Below are 14,139 nucleotides of genomic sequence, written 5' to 3'. Positions count from 1 at the left end.
ATGGTGGCTCGCACAGAGTACTGTTACACAACAAGCGTAACGAATGTTTGGGGGCAAACATTCTCGTATATGAGTAAATAATGCACTCAGTCCGATAACGTTTTGGGTGTCTTGAGCGCCCGAACGGGTGGAGGCACAGGCGCAAATCAACCCGCACCGCAACGCTGCGATCACCGTTGTCGCAGGCCTGACCGCCCTCTCAGCCACTGGCTGCACGGATTCCAGGGCGATTCACGTGACGGTGAGCACAGCGTCATCGAGACGGAAGTTCCCACGGAGGCAGGGCCGACGAGCTACTCCGACCGCACCCTGATATCTTCTCGCACAACAATTGCGATCACCGAATCCCGCGTGATTCCCGGCGAACGTGGGGCGTTTCTTGTGGTCTCCAATGACCTCACGAACACCTCTGCCGAGGTCCTCGATGCGCTGACTGCCTGGCTCAATCACTTCCGTGCGGTGCAAGAGACTGGCGCGGAAGCACCAACCGAGCTCACGCTCGCAGCCTTGCCCGATGAGCAGGTGGCGGCAGGTGCGGAGGCAGCGGAGGGCGCTGAGATTCCCGCGGGGGAAACCGCGTCCAGCACGATTGCATACACGCTCGCTGCCCCTGAGGCAGACGTAGCACTCATCGTCAGCGACGCAGGGCTCGTCGAGATCGGCAGAGAGACGCTCAGCGTCCGGTAGCGCGAAGCGGGGGTTCGGTAGCTTTGCGTGTTGTTTGGTCGCGGAGTGTGTGGTTCGGTAGCGCGAAGCGCGGATCCGCGCCCCTATGACGCAGGCAACTCGGCCGCGAGGCTCCGGTTCACCGTGCGGGTCGCAGAGAACTTCAGCACCGTATAGTCATCGACGTGCGCGACCGCGTCAGTGCCCGCGAGTTTGCCATCCTCAGCGACACTCTGCACGCGATGCCCCTTGTGCTGCTGCGGGTAGAAGCGGCCAAAACCGGTGAGCGTCAGGTGGTCGCCGCGGCTCACCACCTCAACGATTTCAGCGAGCGCCGCATTGACGATCTCCGTCGTGAGCTTCACGTCAGTCTCAGCGCGACGCGCAACATCCCGCAAGAACTCACTGCGGTTCACGCGTGAACCATCGGCCTCGTTCTTCATCATTTCTCGCCGCACTCCATCGTGATTCGACAGGCGGTCGCGCCAGGATCCGCTGGGACCTTCGGCCCGGTACCGCCCGGTGAAATTTCATTCGGTACTTACAAACTCTGGGTGGCGCTGGTGATTTCGCGCACCGCAGTTCCATCAAGGTAACTGAGAAACGAGAATATTTCACTCTTCTGAGGAAATTCAGTGCTAATTCGATGTCTTGTGACGAGATTTGGGTGATTGGTTCGGTTTCGGTAGAAGGGTGACTCGGCCTACGCCGTGCGCCAGTCTTGCCGGTTGAGCTTGTAGCGCCTGAATCGCTCGCCGCCATAGATGACTTCTCCGTCAGCGTTGAACCCTAGACGTCCGACGACCTTAGTCGGCTGACGTGAGTACGGGAGCGCGATCGTCACCGTGTGAACGTCAAACTCTACAAAGCCTGTTTCCAACGCTTTACGGGTGATCATTTCACCCATCCCCCAATGACCCGGCAGCAGCACCAGCGCGAAGTCGGCAGAGCCTGCCTCAGCTTCAAACCCGCCCCAACCAGCAAATTCACCATTCACCAAAATTGCCCACGGGCCAAAGCCGTGAATCGCCCACTGCGCATCCTTGTCCCGCACCCAGTCGGCAGCTTGCTCTGGGGTAAAGGTCGTCGCGAGCGGCATATGTCTGCTGTTGCGCGGCTCGTTTAGCAGCGCCGTCACTTGCTCAATCGGTATTGCTGGGAGACGGGTGAAGGTTATGCGCGAGTTCGAGGTCTGCTTCGTCATCTGTAGTGAGGCCTTTGGTCCAAGTGTGCTCACCCTTAGGTTAGGCGCTACGGCTTTGGCGGGAGCTGACTGCCCACCACACCATCTAGGCTGAGATCACCGTGAGTCACGCAGTGAGGAGCAATGAACTGAGCATGGCAAGTCCTGGAGCATCAAAGAAAAGCGACGTCACCGCAGAGCATCTCGCCGCGCTCAACGCCGGCAAGGCCGAGGCGCGAACCCTCACAGAGGCGCTCGTGATCGACCACCCCGCGCTGTTTGCCGCCGCCATCCCCGATGCACCAAGCGACCTTGCTCTCGCAGCGGAGGCAGCGCAGGGCCTGGGCATCCTCAAGCGCATGACCGCCATCGGTCAGGCGCTGCACGAGCATCTGGGGGCGGATCAAATTCACGCTCTGACGCAGCACCCTTCGGACACCGTGCGCGGCTGGACGTGCTTCGCGATTGCCGCCGACACCAACCACAGCGTGCCATCACTCTTGGACGCAGTGAAGCCGCTTGCCGATGACCATCTGTTCACCGTACGCGAATGGGTGTGGATGGCGGTCAGGCCACGAATGACGGAGGAACTCGAGGTCTCGATTCGCGAGCTCACGCCGTGGACGGGTGAACCGTCTGCGAACATCCGCCGGTTCGCCAGCGAATCCCTACGGCCACGAGGCGTGTGGGCAAAGCACATTGCCGAGTTCAAGACTTCACCACAGCTCGGTGAACCGCTGCTTGAACCGCTGCGCTCAGATCCGCACCGCTACGTGCAAGACTCGGTCGCGAACTGGATCAACGACGCCTCCAAGGACTCCCCCGAGTGGGCACGTGCGATTTGCGATCGCTGGAACGCGGAGAGTCCGACAGCGGCCACCGCTTACATTACGAAGCGGGCGCTGCGGTCATTGAAGTAGCGAGCGGGTTGGGTAACGCCCGCTGCAACTGCAGCGAAACCGGCCCGTTCTGACAAAAAGACCCCTTTCATGCGCATGAAAGGGGTCTTTTTGTATGAAACGATTCGTTTCGAGACTTCGAGGTTTCGAGGCTTCAAGACTTAGAAGCCGTAGGCCGGCGGATACCAGCGTCGAGTTAGTTCGCGCGCTTGACCACGCTCGACTTGAGCTGCATGTTGCCGAAACCGGGAACACGGGCATCGATGTCGTGACCGCCAGCACCACCAGCGTTCAAACGGATACCGGTAACCTTGGTGCCCACCTTGATGGTGCCACCACCACCGCCAGAAACCTTAACGGTCTTGACGAGTGTGACGGTATCACCGTCCGAAAGCACATTACCCACGGCGTCACGAATGACGTCTGCTGAAGACTCGCCTGAACCGTCAGCTGCATCAGCGCCAGGCTCTGCAGTGGACCACTCGTGACCGCACATCGGGCACACCAGCAGCGCGCCCTGCTCGTACGAGTACGACTCTGCACACTCCGGGCACGGAGGCAGGGTGTTAGACATTAAAGCGCCACTCGCAGACGTCGCCGTCCTGCATGATGTATTCCTTACCCTCCATGCGGGCCTTGCCCTTCGCGCGAGCCTCGGCGATCGAGCCGGTCTCTACGAGGTCCTCGAACGAGATGATCTCGCCCTTAATGAAGCCCTTTTCGAAGTCGCCGTGGATGACGCCAGCAGCCTGGGGCGCGGTCGAACCCTTGCGAATGGTCCATGCGCGTGCTTCCTTCGGACCTGCGGTGAGGTAGGTCTGGAGGCCGAGGGTGTCGAAGCCGATGCGCGCGAGCTGGTCGAGACCGCTCTCGGTCTGGCCGGTCGACGCGAGCAGCTCAGCTGCGTCCTCAGGGTCGAGCTCCATGAGCTCGCTCTCGATCTTTGCATCGAGGAAGATTGCCTGTGCAGGAGCAACCAGTGCAGCAAGCTCATCGAGCTTTGCCTGGTCCTGCAGAACACCCTCATCAACGTTGAATACGTAGAGGAAGGGCTTTGCGGTGAGCAGACCAAGCTCGCGGATCTCAGCGAGATCAATATCGGTCTGCGACAGCAGCTTGCCGTCGTTCAGCGCAGCCTGTGCTGCCTTTGCGGTGTCGACTACCGAAGCTTCGACCTTCTTGTTCTTGAGTTCCTTCTCAAGACGCAGGAGAGCCTTGTCGACAGTCTGCATATCGGCGATGATCAGCTCGGTGTTGATCGTCTCCATGTCGCTGGCCGGGTTGACCGAGCCGTCGACGTGCACAACGTCGGGGTCAGAGAAGCCACGCACGACCTGCGCGATTGCGTCTGCCTCACGAATGTTTGCGAGGAACTGGTTGCCCAGGCCTTCACCTTCGCTTGCGCCGCGCACGATACCTGCGATGTCGACGAAGCTGACGGGAGCGGGAAGGATCCGCTCACTGCCGAAGATCTCCGCGAGCTTGTCGAGGCGCGGATCCGGCAGGTTCACAACACCTACGTTCGGTTCGATCGTCGCGAACGGGTAGTTCGCAGCGAGTGCGTCGTTGTGCGTAAGTGCGTTGAACAGGGTCGACTTGCCCACATTGGGAAGTCCCACGATGCCGATTGTAAGAGCCACGAGAAACGATTCTACCTGGCCAACAGCCGTTCGACGACCTGGGCAAGGCCGTCTTCATCATTCGTGCCGGTAATTTCGTCTGCAACTGCCTTCACCACGTCAATCGCGTTGCCCATTGCGACGCCGTGACCGGCCCAGGCGATCATCTCTGCGTCGTTGAGTTCGTCACCGAATGCGTACACCTCATCCTGCGCAATTCCGAGGTGATCACACAGTTCAGCCAGACCTGCTGCCTTGGTGATTCCTTCGGCCATCACATCGACGAAGGGTGCGCCAGAGAGGGTGAGTTCGCAGCCGTCGAGGTCGAGATCCGCCACCGCATCAAAAATCTCTGTGACCGAAAGCGTCCCGTCGCGCATGACGAGCTTGAGCGCGGGTTCACTGGTGATCTCTGCGAGCGTGCCCAGATCCATCTCGGTCGGCACACGCTTGTGATCGCTGATATCTGCGAGTGCGGCATATCCGGGCTGCGCGAGGAACCCCTCGCCCGCATCGCGCACTGCCGCAAACACCACTGACGGAATACGGGCGCGGATCGCCGACACAATCTCCGCCACCACCCGTGCGGGAATCTCGTTGGCGAAGAGCAGCTCACGCGTCTGCAGGTGGATGCCGAATGCGCCGTTTGAGCAGAGCGCCCACTCTTCAAAGCCCGCTTCACGCGCAATGTCCACGAGGGCGATGGGCTGGCGGGCCGTCACCGGTACGACCGTGATGCCCGCAGCGCGTGCCGCGTCGAGCGCTGCCCGGGTGCGAGCCGAGACATGGCCCTCACCGTTGAGGAGTGTGTGGTCGAGGTCTGTGGCAATAAGCTTCGGCAGTCTGGTCACGGATCAAGCCTAATGGGCGCACGATTCCAAATGTCAGGGGGCTGTGTCAGACTTTTCGGGTGCCCGTAGATTTCACCGCGATCGATTTTGAGACTGCCAACAGCCACCCGTCTTCGGCATGTGCCGTGGGCATGGTGCGTGTTCGAGACGGCAAGGTCGTTGACCGTGCGAGCTGGCTGATTTCTCCGCCTGAGTCGCATGGTGAGTTCTTGCCCTTCAACATCAAGATTCACGGCATCACCCCGGCGATGGTCTCAGAGGCGCGCGGCTGGGCCGAACAGCTCGACGAGTTGCGTGAGTTCATCGGCGATGACGTCGTTGTCGCACACAATGCGAGCTTTGACATGGGCGTGATCAAGAGCGCGTGTGCGGAGACGGTGACGCCAACTCCGCGCCTGAAGTATCTGTGCAGCGTGCAGGTCTCGCGCCGCACGTACGATATCCCCTCGCACCGGCTTCCCCTCGCCGCCGCTGCGGCCGGGTTCGCGGAGTTTGCCCACCACGAAGCACTCGCAGACGCCGAGGCCTGCGCCGCGATCATTTCTGACGCCGCGGTACGCCACGAGGTCGCTGATGTGGCGGCACTCGCGAAGAAGGTCGGACTGCGGCTGACTCCGCTGAAGGCCATTCCGCTCAAGCTGTAATTTCCTTAGTCTGAGGCGGCGGATCACCGTAGCTCGCGAGCCTCAATCTTGAAATGTCAGTGGCTCATGGGAACATACTTCCATGACAGGTCTCACCATCTCACTGCTCGTACTTCTTGCCCTCGCCATCGGCGTCGGCGGCGGGTTCGTCGTGGGTACGGTCGTACGCGGTCGTGCTGCGGCCGCTGCGTTTGCAGCCCAGCAGGCGTCCATTGCGCGCGACACTGCGGTTGCCGTGCAGCAAGCAAAGCTTGAGGCCGAGTCCAGCGCGCGCCTGCTGCGCGAAGAGCTGGCTGCGTCAGACGCCCGCGTGATGAGTCTCGAAGAGCGGCTGCAAGACATGCAGGAGGACGCGCGCCGGCGCGCGGTCCTTGACCAAGAAGAGCAGCGGGTGCTCCAGCAGCTCGCTCCCTTACGTGAGTCGGTCGGCAAGCTTGAGCACACCGTGACGACGATGGAACAGCAGCGCGCTGAGCAGCACGGCGAACTTGCTGAGCAGCTGCGCCAGGCCACTCGCGCTGAAGAGAAGCTGCGCGGTACCGCCGAGTCGCTCGCGGCTGCACTGCGTTCGAACAACACCCGCGGCATCTGGGGTGAGACCCAGCTGCGCCGCATTATCGAAGCTGCTGGCATGCTCGAACGCGTCGACTTCGACGTGCAGCACCGGCTTCCCTCCGAGCGCGGTGAGCTGCGCCCCGATATGGTCGTGCACCTGCCAGGCGGCAAGGCCATCGCAATCGACTCGAAGGTACCGTTCGACGCGTACCTCGAGGCGCAGCACATCGCGGCTGCCGGCGTGACTGACGACGCTGCGGCGGAGGCCCGTCGCACCGCGCTGCTCGCAAAACACGCGAAGGCGTTGCGTGAGCACATCATCGCGCTGAGCGCCCGTGACTACGCATCGGCGCTGCCCGATTCGCCCGAGTTTGTGATCGCGTTTGTGCCGAGCGAGTCGCTCCTGTCGAGCGCCCTCGACACCGACCCGATGCTCCTTGAGTTCGCGTTCGAGCGCCGCGTGGCGCTCGCCTCCCCTGTGAGCCTCTGGGCGATCCTAAAGTCGGTCGCGCACAGCTGGCGCCAGGAGTCGCTCACCGCTGAGGCGCGCACGCTCTTCGATCTCAGCCGCGAGCTGCACACCCGTCTCGGCCGCACCGCAACGCACCTCGACAAGCTGGGCCGTACGCTCTCCCGCGGAGTACAGGACTACAACGCATACGTCGGCTCCCTCGAACGCCAGGTGTTCCCTACCGCGCGCAAGATTAGCGCCCTCAACGGCGACAAGATTGGCACCGAACCAGCTCAGCTCGAAGACGCGGTGCGCCCGCTGGTTGCCCCCGAGCTTCGGTTCGATGCCGACCCCGAGTCGGCGTCTGCGTCGGCGTCTACGCCTGCGTCTGCGTCTGCGTCCGAGCCAGCTGATACGCTGCCTGGGTTCTAGACCAGCCCTACCCGATGGAATATTCCTCCGCAGCCTACTAGCGTGGAGGGTATGAGCGACGAAGCAGGCATCGGCATCACCTTCGCAGGCGTAGGCCTCCTGCTCGTCGCCTCCGGCTTCCTACTGTTCTGGCTCGCACGTCGCGGCGCTTCTGGTGCGCTCAAGCGAAACCAGTTCGCTGGTATCCGCACCTCCGCCACGCTGGCATCGGACGCAGCCTGGTTCGCCGCCCACAAGGCGAGTGAGAAGCAGACAAGAATTGGCGGATACGGCGGCATCGTCGGCGGCCTCGGCGCCCTAGCTGCCGGAGCCATGTCTGCAGCAAGAGCTCCACAAGAGGCCTGCATCGCCGTATTCCTCGCATCCACTCTTGGTACATCGATCTGGATGTTGGCTTGGGTACTCCGCGGCGCTGCGGTCGGCCAGAAGGCGGCCCTTGATATCCCCCGCCACACAGATTCCAACTAGCCAGTGGCAAGGCCGCGAAGCGGCAGTGGCAGCTCGCACTCAGCCTGCTCAACCTTTAGCTAATCGAGAGCCTCCGCTGGGATCTCCCTATCTCAGCAGCACACCGAAGCAATGTCGCGGCCCAGGCAACTAGTAACGATTGCACAGTTCAATGCTCACTCAGGGGTTAGGGAATCGTGGCGCATACTGCGCCACCTTCTAACGAGAAGGGCGCGGCCAGCGGCCGCACCGATACTTCACATCCTGAGGGAATTTGGCGCACCGATGAGCGGCGCTGGCTCCCGCTCGCGCGAGCTTGCGCGTGTCAACAAGGGCTACCTCGCCGAAACAGCCCCTTTCACACGAAAAGGCCCCTTTCATACGCATGAAAGGGGCCTTTTCGACAGAAACCCTAGTTTTCGACGGGTTAGCGGTCGAAGTAACCAGAATCCTTAGATTTCGCGGGTTTGAACCGCAAACCCAAAGCAAGGAGCGCTAGCGCGCCCGCGCCCGCGCCAGAAATTACTCCCAGCGGTTGGGATCCATGTCGCTGGTGATGTGGCGGATGGTGCCCGAGTGAGCACGCATCACGATGCTTTCTGCGCGCACGAACGGGCCGCGGCGCTCAACACCACCAATGAAGTCAACGTCGGTGATACCAGTTGCTACGAAGTAGCAGTTGTCGCTTGCGACGAGGTCGTTTGCCTCGAGCACGCGGTCGAGGTCGTGGCCTGCAGCGATTGCTGCCTGACGCTCTTCCTCGTCCTTGGGTGCGAGACGGCCCTGGATCATGCCGCCGAGCGCCTTCACTGCACACGCAGTGATGATGCCCTCGGGGGTGCCGCCGATACCGACGCAGAGGTCGATGTTCGAGTCCCAGCGCGCGGCGTTGACGCCACCTGCGACGTCACCGTCCATGAGGAGGCGGGTGCCTGCGCCAGCTTCGCGAATATCTGCGATGAGCTGTGCGTGGCGGGGGCGGTCAAGCACGGCCACACGAATGTCAGAAACCTCGACACCCTTGACCTTTGCGAGAGCGCGAATGTTCTCGCCGATGGGCTTGCGAATGTCGACAACGCCAACACCCTCGGGGCCGCATACGAGCTTGTCCATGTAGAAGACAGCCGAGGGATCGTACATGCTGCCGCGATCTGCAACTGCGATCACCGAGAGTGCGCCGGGGCGGCCCTCTGCAGTGAGGCGGGTGCCGTCGATCGGGTCAACTGCAACGTCACATTCAGCGCCGTGGCCGTTACCAACGACCTCGCCGTTGTAGAGCCAGGGGGCGTCGTCCTTTTCGCCCTCACCGATCACGACGGTGCCCTGCATGTTAACGGTTGAGAGGAAACGACGCATTGCGTCAACCGCAGCACCGTCAGCTGCGTTCTTATCGCCGCGCCCAATCCAGGGGGTAGCCCGCATCGCTGCGGCCTCCGTTGCGCGTACGAGCTCCATAGCGAGATTGCGGTCCGGCTGCCAATCGCCGAGCGATACAGGTTCATTCATGTCTCTAATCCTACCGCGTAGACTGAGTAAAGATACCGGCCAAGCGCCGGAACCCCTCGACGTCAAGGAGTAGACACATGCCCGTCGCATCACCGGAGCAGTACGCAGCAATGCTCGACGCCGCTAAGAACGGCGGTTTCGCGTTCCCCGCAGTAAACGTTTCCAGCTCGCAGACGCTCAACGCTGCACTGCAGGGTTTTGCTGAGGCAGGCTCGGACGGCATCATTCAGGTGAGCTTCGGCGGCGCTGACTACTTCGCTGGTCACACCGTAAAGAACCGTGTTGGCGGCGCACTCGCGTTCGCAAAGTACGCAGAAGAGGTCGCAAAGGCATACGACATCACCGTCGCACTGCACACCGACCACTGCCCCAAGCAGCACCTTGAGAACTTCGTCCTCCCGCTTGTCGCTGCGAGCGAAGAGCGCGTCAAGAACGGTGACGGCCTCCCCTACTTCCAGTCGCACATGTGGGACGGCTCGGCTGTGCCCCTGACTGAGAACCTCGACATCGCGAAGGAGCTGCTACCCCGCATGGCTGCAGCAAACATCGTCCTCGAGGTTGAGATTGGCGTCGTCGGCGGCGAAGAAGACGGCATCGTTGCTGAGATCAACGACCAGCTCTACACCACCCTCGAAGACGCAGTTGCAACTGTTGAGGCACTCGGCCTCGGCGAGCAGGGCCGCTACCTCACCGCACTCACCTTCGGTAACGTGCACGGCGTATACAAGCCCGGCGGCGTGAAGCTCCGCCCCTCGCTCCTCAAGGAGATCCAGGACGGCCTGCAGGCGAAGTACGGTACCGGCGAGAAGCCCCTCGACCTCGTGTTCCACGGCGGTTCGGGCTCGTCGGCAGAAGAGATCGCCGAGGCAGTCTCGCACGGTGTCATCAAGATGAACATCGACACCGACACCCAGTACGCGTTCACCCGCCCCGCAGTTGACTTCATCCTGAAGAACTACGACGGCGTGCTGAAGATCGACGGCGAGGTCGGAAACAAGAAGGCGTACGACCCCCGCGCTTACGGCCGCCTCTCGGAGTCGGGCATGGCAGCACGCATCGCGCTCGCTGCTGAGCAGCTCGGTTCGGCAGGAAAGTCGATCAGCGCATGACCGACGATTCCACGACCCCGGTAACGCCAGAACAGGGCGCGGATCAGGCAAAGCCCGCACAGCCCGCAGCTGCGCGCCCGAAGCCCGAGTTTGGCGAGTACGCGCCAGAGGGTTGGCAGTGGACTCCTCCCGGAGAAGAAAACGCTGAAGCTGCTCCCGCGGGGTCCGTGGATACGGCGACCTCGGCGGCTGGCCCGCTGCCCGGCATCCCGCACAACCTCGGCTCCGGCTCGAACGCTGGCGCTGGTGCCGGTGCACCGATCCCCGCGGCTGCCCCGCAGCAGCCTGCAGCGCAGGCTCCGCAAGCACAGCAGGCGCCCGGTGCTCCGTACCGCGCAAGCGCACCGCAGCAGCCAGGCCAGCCCGCTGGTGCTCCGCAGCCGATCTACCAGACGCAGACGCCCAAGAAGGGTGGCGCAGACAAGGTCTTCACCATCATCCTGCTGGTGCTCGGCGCCATGGGTGCGCTCTTCACCGCGCAGTCAATGCTCGTGTTGCGCTCATCGTTCGCGATGATCGCTGAAGCGCTTGAGGTGTCGAGCTCGGCAGTTCCCGCATCGATCGGCACGCTCGGTACGGTGAGCGCACTCGTCGTACTCGCGATCTATGCGTTGACGCTGATCTTCTCGATCCGCCGCCTGCGCGCCAAGAAGGTGACCTTCTGGGTCCCGCTCGTGGCTGGCGTTGTGGTGTCGATCGGGTTCTTCATTGCAACCACCATCGCAGTATCGAGCATGCCCGAGCTGATGACCGCGCTGAGCGATCCTGACGCTGTGCAGAAGATGCTCGACTACATGGCGACGACCACGCAGCCGTAGTAATACACGCACACACGCTGAGAGGCGGGCAGCATCCATCGGGAAGCTGCCCGCCTCTCAGCGTTTCAGAGCAGCAGAGACCGGCTACTTAGGCTTTTTGGCGCAGTACCCAAGCCATCTGATCCACTACTCACATCACAAAAAACAGTCGTTGTTTGGCGAGCTAGGCGCTTACGCTCTTAGTGTGCACGAAATCCTGGCAAGCGCAGCCAACCACGACCCCCTAGTCGCCCGGTTGCATTGTCTTCGGAGGCGGGCGGCATACCCACCCACACCACCCTGAGGTGAACGACTCACCCCCCTAGCGGTCCTCACTTCAGCTGCCCGGCACGGTCAAACTGGCTTAGCCGCCGCTTTACTCCAAAATCCATCGCGGCGGCTGCGCTCAGTGACAAACAGGCTCCGACACACGTCCCCCTCGACCACGTCGGCGAACAAAAGAAGGCCCAGGTTCGAAGTAGAACCTGGGCCTTTTCCTGTGTGCGGAGAGCCGTGCTGTTGTGGGTAGGAAAAGATCCGCGACCCGCAAGTCAGGTCATGCGCAGATTACCGGCGGACGCGACCGCCGAGGGCGCGAGCGTCCTTGTTGCCCGAGGCATCCTGGCGGAGCTCCTTGGGCAGCGAGAACACGAGGTCTTCTTCCGCTGTCACGACCGCGCGCACGTCGTCGTAGCCGGCATCGCCGAGGTCGTCGAGAAGATCCTGCACAAGGCTCTCGGGCACCGAAGCGCCACTCGAGACACCGACAGTGCGGACGCCTTCGAGCCACTCCTGCTTGACCTCGTGTGAGTAGTCAATGAGATACGCAGCCTTCGCACCATACTCGAGGGCGACCTCGACGAGCCGCACAGAGTTCGACGAGTTCTTCGAGCCGACAACGAGCACGAGATCGGCCTGGGGTGCGATCTTCTTGATCGCGACCTGACGGTTCTGCGTCGCGTAGCAAATGTCATCGCTTGGCGGATCCTGGAGCTTCGGGAACTTCGCACGCAGGCGGTTCACCGTCTCCATGGTTTCATCGACGGACAGTGTGGTCTGCGAGAGCCAGACGAGGCGCTCTGGATCTTTCACCTCGAGGGTGTCAACGTCGTCAGGCGAGTTCACGATCGTGATGTGCTCGGGAGCCTCACCCGCAGTGCCCTCGACCTCTTCGTGACCGGTGTGACCGATGAGCAGGATCTCGAGATCCTGCTTTGCGAAACGAACCGCCTCGCGGTGCACCTTGGTCACGAGCGGGCAGGTTGCGTCGATTGCGTGGAGACCGCGATCGTCAGCAGCCTGCACAACAGCGGGAGAGACGCCGTGCGCCGAGAAGACCACGTTCGCACCCTCGGGCACCTCGTGAATCTCGTCGACGAAGATCGCGCCCATCTTTTCGAGGGTCTCGACAACGTGAACGTTGTGCACAATCTGCTTGCGCACGTAGACCGGCGCGCCGAAGCGCTCGAGTGCTTTCTCTACGGCGACAACGGCGCGATCCACGCCCGCGCAGTACCCGCGCGGAGCCGCAAGCAACAGCTGCTTGGGACCGTCAACATCGGTCACTTTCAGGCGTCCTTCGACGCGGCGCATACGGGGCATTGCCAGGCTGACCACAGGGGCACCGATGGTGCGCTGGTTCACAGCAGGAGAGTCGGCGGATGCAGAAGTCAGAACGTCGCTCATAACCCTAGATACTACGCGGGTATTCTGGGTGTCATGGCCGAAGCAGGAACGACCCCAGCGACCCGTGATGCCCCGTGGCCCGTTGGGCTCATGAGCGAAAAGCTCGCGGGGTGGATCGACCGACTCGGTCAGGTCTGGATCGAAGGCGAGATCACGCAGTGGAACGTGCGTGGCGGCAACGTCTACGGCAAGCTCAAGGACCTCACTCAGGACGCCACGATCAGCTTCAACATCTGGCGTTCGGTGTCATCACGCCTCACGGGCGAGTTTGCCCCCGGCGATCGCGTGATCGCGCTCGTCAAGGCGAGCTATTGGGTGAAGGGCGGATCGCTCAGCATGCAGGTCTTCGACCTGTCACACGTTGGCATCGGTGAGCTACTTGAGCGCCTCGAGCGCCTGCGCCGCCAGCTGCAGAGTGAAGGTCTGTTTGACGTGTCACGCAAGCGTCAGCTGCCGTTCTTGCCTGGCAAGATCGGCCTCGTGACCGGTCGCGATTCCGACGCCGAGAAAGATGTCATTCGCAACGCGACACTGCGCTGGCCGGGCGTGCAGTTCAAAATTCACTACTCAGCGGTGCAGGGCGATCGCGCTGCGGCCGAGGTGACCGCGGGAATTATCGCGTTGGACGCGGATCCCGAAGTCGACGTCATCATCGTCGCCCGCGGCGGTGGCGACTTCCAGAACCTCCTGCCGTTCAGCGACGAGAGCGTCGTGCGTGCGGCAGCGAACGCGCAAACGCCGATCGTGAGTGCGATTGGCCATGAGGCGGATCGCCCCCTCCTCGACGAGGTTGCCGACCTGCGCGCGAGCACCCCGACTGATGCGGCGAAGCGCGTGGTTCCGGATGTGGGCGAAGAGCTCGCCGGCATCGACCAAGCGCGCTCACGCATGACCTCGCGCATTACCCAGCTGCTCACGCACGAGGCGGATCGGGTGGCGCAGCTGCGCGGGCGTCCCGTCTTGGCGACGCCTGAGCGTTTGGTCGACGAACGGTCTGAAGAACTTGTGCGCTGGATCGCGCGCGGCCAGGAGCTCGTTGAGCGCGGCATCGAGGAGCGATCGCGCGAGGGCTCACACCTTGCCGCGCGGCTGGCAGCTCTATCACCGCAGGGCACGCTGGCACGTGGGTACGCGATCGCGCAGGTGGTTGACTCCGCTGGCGTACCGGGTGCTGTGGTTTCATCGCCCGAGGATGCGCCGGCTGGTGCTGCCTTGCGCGTGACCGTGGCCGGTGGGCGGATCGCGGCGACCTCTGGCGGGGCTGCGTAGTCTTTGCGCGCTGCCCGCTGGCTCC

15 protein-coding genes are annotated in these 14,139 nt (G+C 62.4%); 8 read left to right on the top strand and 7 right to left on the bottom strand.

Annotation, left to right across the window (positions count from 1 at the left end):
• Positions 1–102: 102 nt before the first annotated feature.
• On the top strand, positions 103–687 hold the full coding sequence (locus ICL81_RS01080; RefSeq protein WP_353055377.1) for a DUF5067 domain-containing protein: 585 nt from the start codon (positions 103–105) through the stop codon (positions 685–687).
• Between the two features lie 83 nt (positions 688–770).
• Here ICL81_RS01080 and ICL81_RS01075 read toward each other — a convergent pair whose 3' ends face one another.
• On the bottom strand, positions 771–1,112 hold the full coding sequence (locus tag ICL81_RS01075; RefSeq protein ID WP_188033155.1) for an HU family DNA-binding protein: 342 nt from the start codon (positions 1,110–1,112) through the stop codon (positions 771–773).
• Positions 1,113–1,369: 257 nt separating this feature from the next.
• On the bottom strand, positions 1,370–1,870 hold the full coding sequence (locus ICL81_RS01070) for a GNAT family N-acetyltransferase (RefSeq protein WP_188033154.1): 501 nt from the start codon (positions 1,868–1,870) through the stop codon (positions 1,370–1,372).
• 134 nt (positions 1,871–2,004) lie between these two features.
• On the opposite strand from ICL81_RS01070, the gene ICL81_RS01065 reads away from it, so the two are divergent.
• Complete coding sequence (locus ICL81_RS01065) at positions 2,005–2,769, top strand: DNA alkylation repair protein (protein WP_188033153.1); 765 nt, start codon at positions 2,005–2,007, stop codon at positions 2,767–2,769.
• A gap of 175 nt (positions 2,770–2,944) precedes the next feature.
• On the opposite strand, the gene ICL81_RS01060 is transcribed toward ICL81_RS01065, so the two are convergent.
• Genes ICL81_RS01060 through ICL81_RS01050 form a run of 3 tightly spaced genes read right to left on the bottom strand, consistent with a single transcriptional unit; the run spans position 2,945 to position 5,218 of the window.
• Positions 2,945–3,322 (bottom strand): zinc ribbon domain-containing protein YjdM, encoded by a 378-nt coding sequence (locus tag ICL81_RS01060; protein ID WP_188033152.1) that lies wholly within the window; start codon positions 3,320–3,322, stop codon positions 2,945–2,947.
• The gene (gene ychF, locus ICL81_RS01055; RefSeq protein WP_188033151.1) at positions 3,315–4,388 is read right to left on the bottom strand and encodes a redox-regulated ATPase YchF; all 1,074 of its coding nucleotides are present in this window, start codon (positions 4,386–4,388) and stop codon (positions 3,315–3,317) included. Before ychF ends, ICL81_RS01060 begins: the two co-directional genes overlap by 8 nt.
• A gap of 11 nt (positions 4,389–4,399) precedes the next feature.
• Positions 4,400–5,218 carry a Cof-type HAD-IIB family hydrolase gene (locus ICL81_RS01050; protein ID WP_188033150.1) on the bottom strand — a complete coding sequence of 273 codons (819 nt, stop codon included), beginning with the start codon at positions 5,216–5,218 and terminating at the stop codon, positions 4,400–4,402.
• Positions 5,219–5,277: 59 nt separating this feature from the next.
• Between ICL81_RS01050 and ICL81_RS01045 the strand changes: the two genes are divergently transcribed.
• The 3 genes from ICL81_RS01045 to ICL81_RS01035 all read left to right on the top strand — a co-directional run bounded on the left by ICL81_RS01045 (position 5,278) and on the right by ICL81_RS01035 (position 7,768).
• Positions 5,278–5,862, top strand: coding sequence for a 3'-5' exonuclease (locus ICL81_RS01045; RefSeq protein ID WP_188033149.1), 585 nt, complete (start codon positions 5,278–5,280; stop codon positions 5,860–5,862).
• A gap of 82 nt (positions 5,863–5,944) precedes the next feature.
• On the top strand, positions 5,945–7,300 hold the full coding sequence (locus ICL81_RS01040) for a DNA recombination protein RmuC (protein ID WP_188033148.1): 1,356 nt from the start codon (positions 5,945–5,947) through the stop codon (positions 7,298–7,300).
• A 51-nt stretch (positions 7,301–7,351) separates the two neighbouring features.
• Complete coding sequence (locus tag ICL81_RS01035; protein WP_188033147.1) at positions 7,352–7,768, top strand: SdpI family protein; 417 nt, start codon at positions 7,352–7,354, stop codon at positions 7,766–7,768.
• Between the two features lie 501 nt (positions 7,769–8,269).
• Here the strand turns inward: ICL81_RS01035 and glpX are convergent.
• Complete coding sequence (gene glpX / locus ICL81_RS01030) at positions 8,270–9,253, bottom strand: class II fructose-bisphosphatase (RefSeq protein ID WP_188033146.1); 984 nt, start codon at positions 9,251–9,253, stop codon at positions 8,270–8,272.
• A gap of 77 nt (positions 9,254–9,330) precedes the next feature.
• On the opposite strand from glpX, the gene fbaA reads away from it, so the two are divergent.
• Together fbaA and ICL81_RS01020 are read left to right on the top strand one after the other, a co-directional pair.
• Entirely contained in the window at positions 9,331–10,362 is a 1,032-nt protein-coding gene (fbaA, locus tag ICL81_RS01025; protein ID WP_188033145.1) for a class II fructose-bisphosphate aldolase, read from the top strand.
• Entirely contained in the window at positions 10,359–11,180 is an 822-nt protein-coding gene (locus ICL81_RS01020) for a DUF6264 family protein (protein ID WP_188033144.1), read from the top strand. The genes fbaA and ICL81_RS01020 overlap by 4 nt, the downstream gene beginning before the upstream one ends.
• 546 nt (positions 11,181–11,726) lie before the next feature.
• Here the strand turns inward: ICL81_RS01020 and ICL81_RS01015 are convergent.
• Positions 11,727–12,761, bottom strand: coding sequence for a 4-hydroxy-3-methylbut-2-enyl diphosphate reductase (locus ICL81_RS01015; RefSeq protein WP_251381663.1), 1,035 nt, complete (start codon positions 12,759–12,761; stop codon positions 11,727–11,729).
• Positions 12,762–12,878: 117 nt separating this feature from the next.
• Here ICL81_RS01015 and xseA point away from each other — a divergent pair, with 117 nt between their 5' ends.
• On the top strand, positions 12,879–14,114 hold the full coding sequence (xseA, locus tag ICL81_RS01010) for an exodeoxyribonuclease VII large subunit (protein ID WP_188033142.1): 1,236 nt from the start codon (positions 12,879–12,881) through the stop codon (positions 14,112–14,114).
• Positions 14,115–14,139 lie beyond the last annotated feature (25 nt).

This window comes from Leucobacter sp. cx-328 (genome assembly GCF_014530035.1).
GTDB lineage: Bacteria > Actinomycetota > Actinomycetes > Actinomycetales > Microbacteriaceae > Leucobacter.
The sequence above is the reverse complement of the archived record's forward strand: the minus strand, read 5'-3'. Positions and strand labels throughout refer to the sequence as shown.

Excerpts from the sequence above, each read along its gene's own strand:
- ICL81_RS01020 (WP_188033144.1), top strand. The coding sequence starts at position 10,359 with ATGACCGACGATTCCACGACCCCGGTAACGCCAGAACAGGGCGCGGAT.
- ICL81_RS01015 (WP_251381663.1), bottom strand. The coding sequence starts at position 12,761 with ATGCCCCGTATGCGCCGCGTCGAAGGACGCCTGAAAGTGACCGATGTT.
- xseA (WP_188033142.1), top strand. The coding sequence starts at position 12,879 with ATGGCCGAAGCAGGAACGACCCCAGCGACCCGTGATGCCCCGTGGCCC.
- ICL81_RS01035 (WP_188033147.1), top strand. The coding sequence starts at position 7,352 with ATGAGCGACGAAGCAGGCATCGGCATCACCTTCGCAGGCGTAGGCCTC.
- ICL81_RS01065 (WP_188033153.1), top strand. The coding sequence starts at position 2,005 with ATGGCAAGTCCTGGAGCATCAAAGAAAAGCGACGTCACCGCAGAGCAT.
- fbaA (WP_188033145.1), top strand. The coding sequence starts at position 9,331 with ATGCCCGTCGCATCACCGGAGCAGTACGCAGCAATGCTCGACGCCGCT.
- ICL81_RS01060 (WP_188033152.1), bottom strand. The coding sequence starts at position 3,322 with ATGTCTAACACCCTGCCTCCGTGCCCGGAGTGTGCAGAGTCGTACTCG.
- ICL81_RS01070 (WP_188033154.1), bottom strand. The coding sequence starts at position 1,870 with ATGACGAAGCAGACCTCGAACTCGCGCATAACCTTCACCCGTCTCCCA.
- ICL81_RS01075 (WP_188033155.1), bottom strand. The coding sequence starts at position 1,112 with ATGATGAAGAACGAGGCCGATGGTTCACGCGTGAACCGCAGTGAGTTC.
- glpX (WP_188033146.1), bottom strand. The coding sequence starts at position 9,253 with ATGAATGAACCTGTATCGCTCGGCGATTGGCAGCCGGACCGCAATCTC.
- ICL81_RS01040 (WP_188033148.1), top strand. The coding sequence starts at position 5,945 with ATGACAGGTCTCACCATCTCACTGCTCGTACTTCTTGCCCTCGCCATC.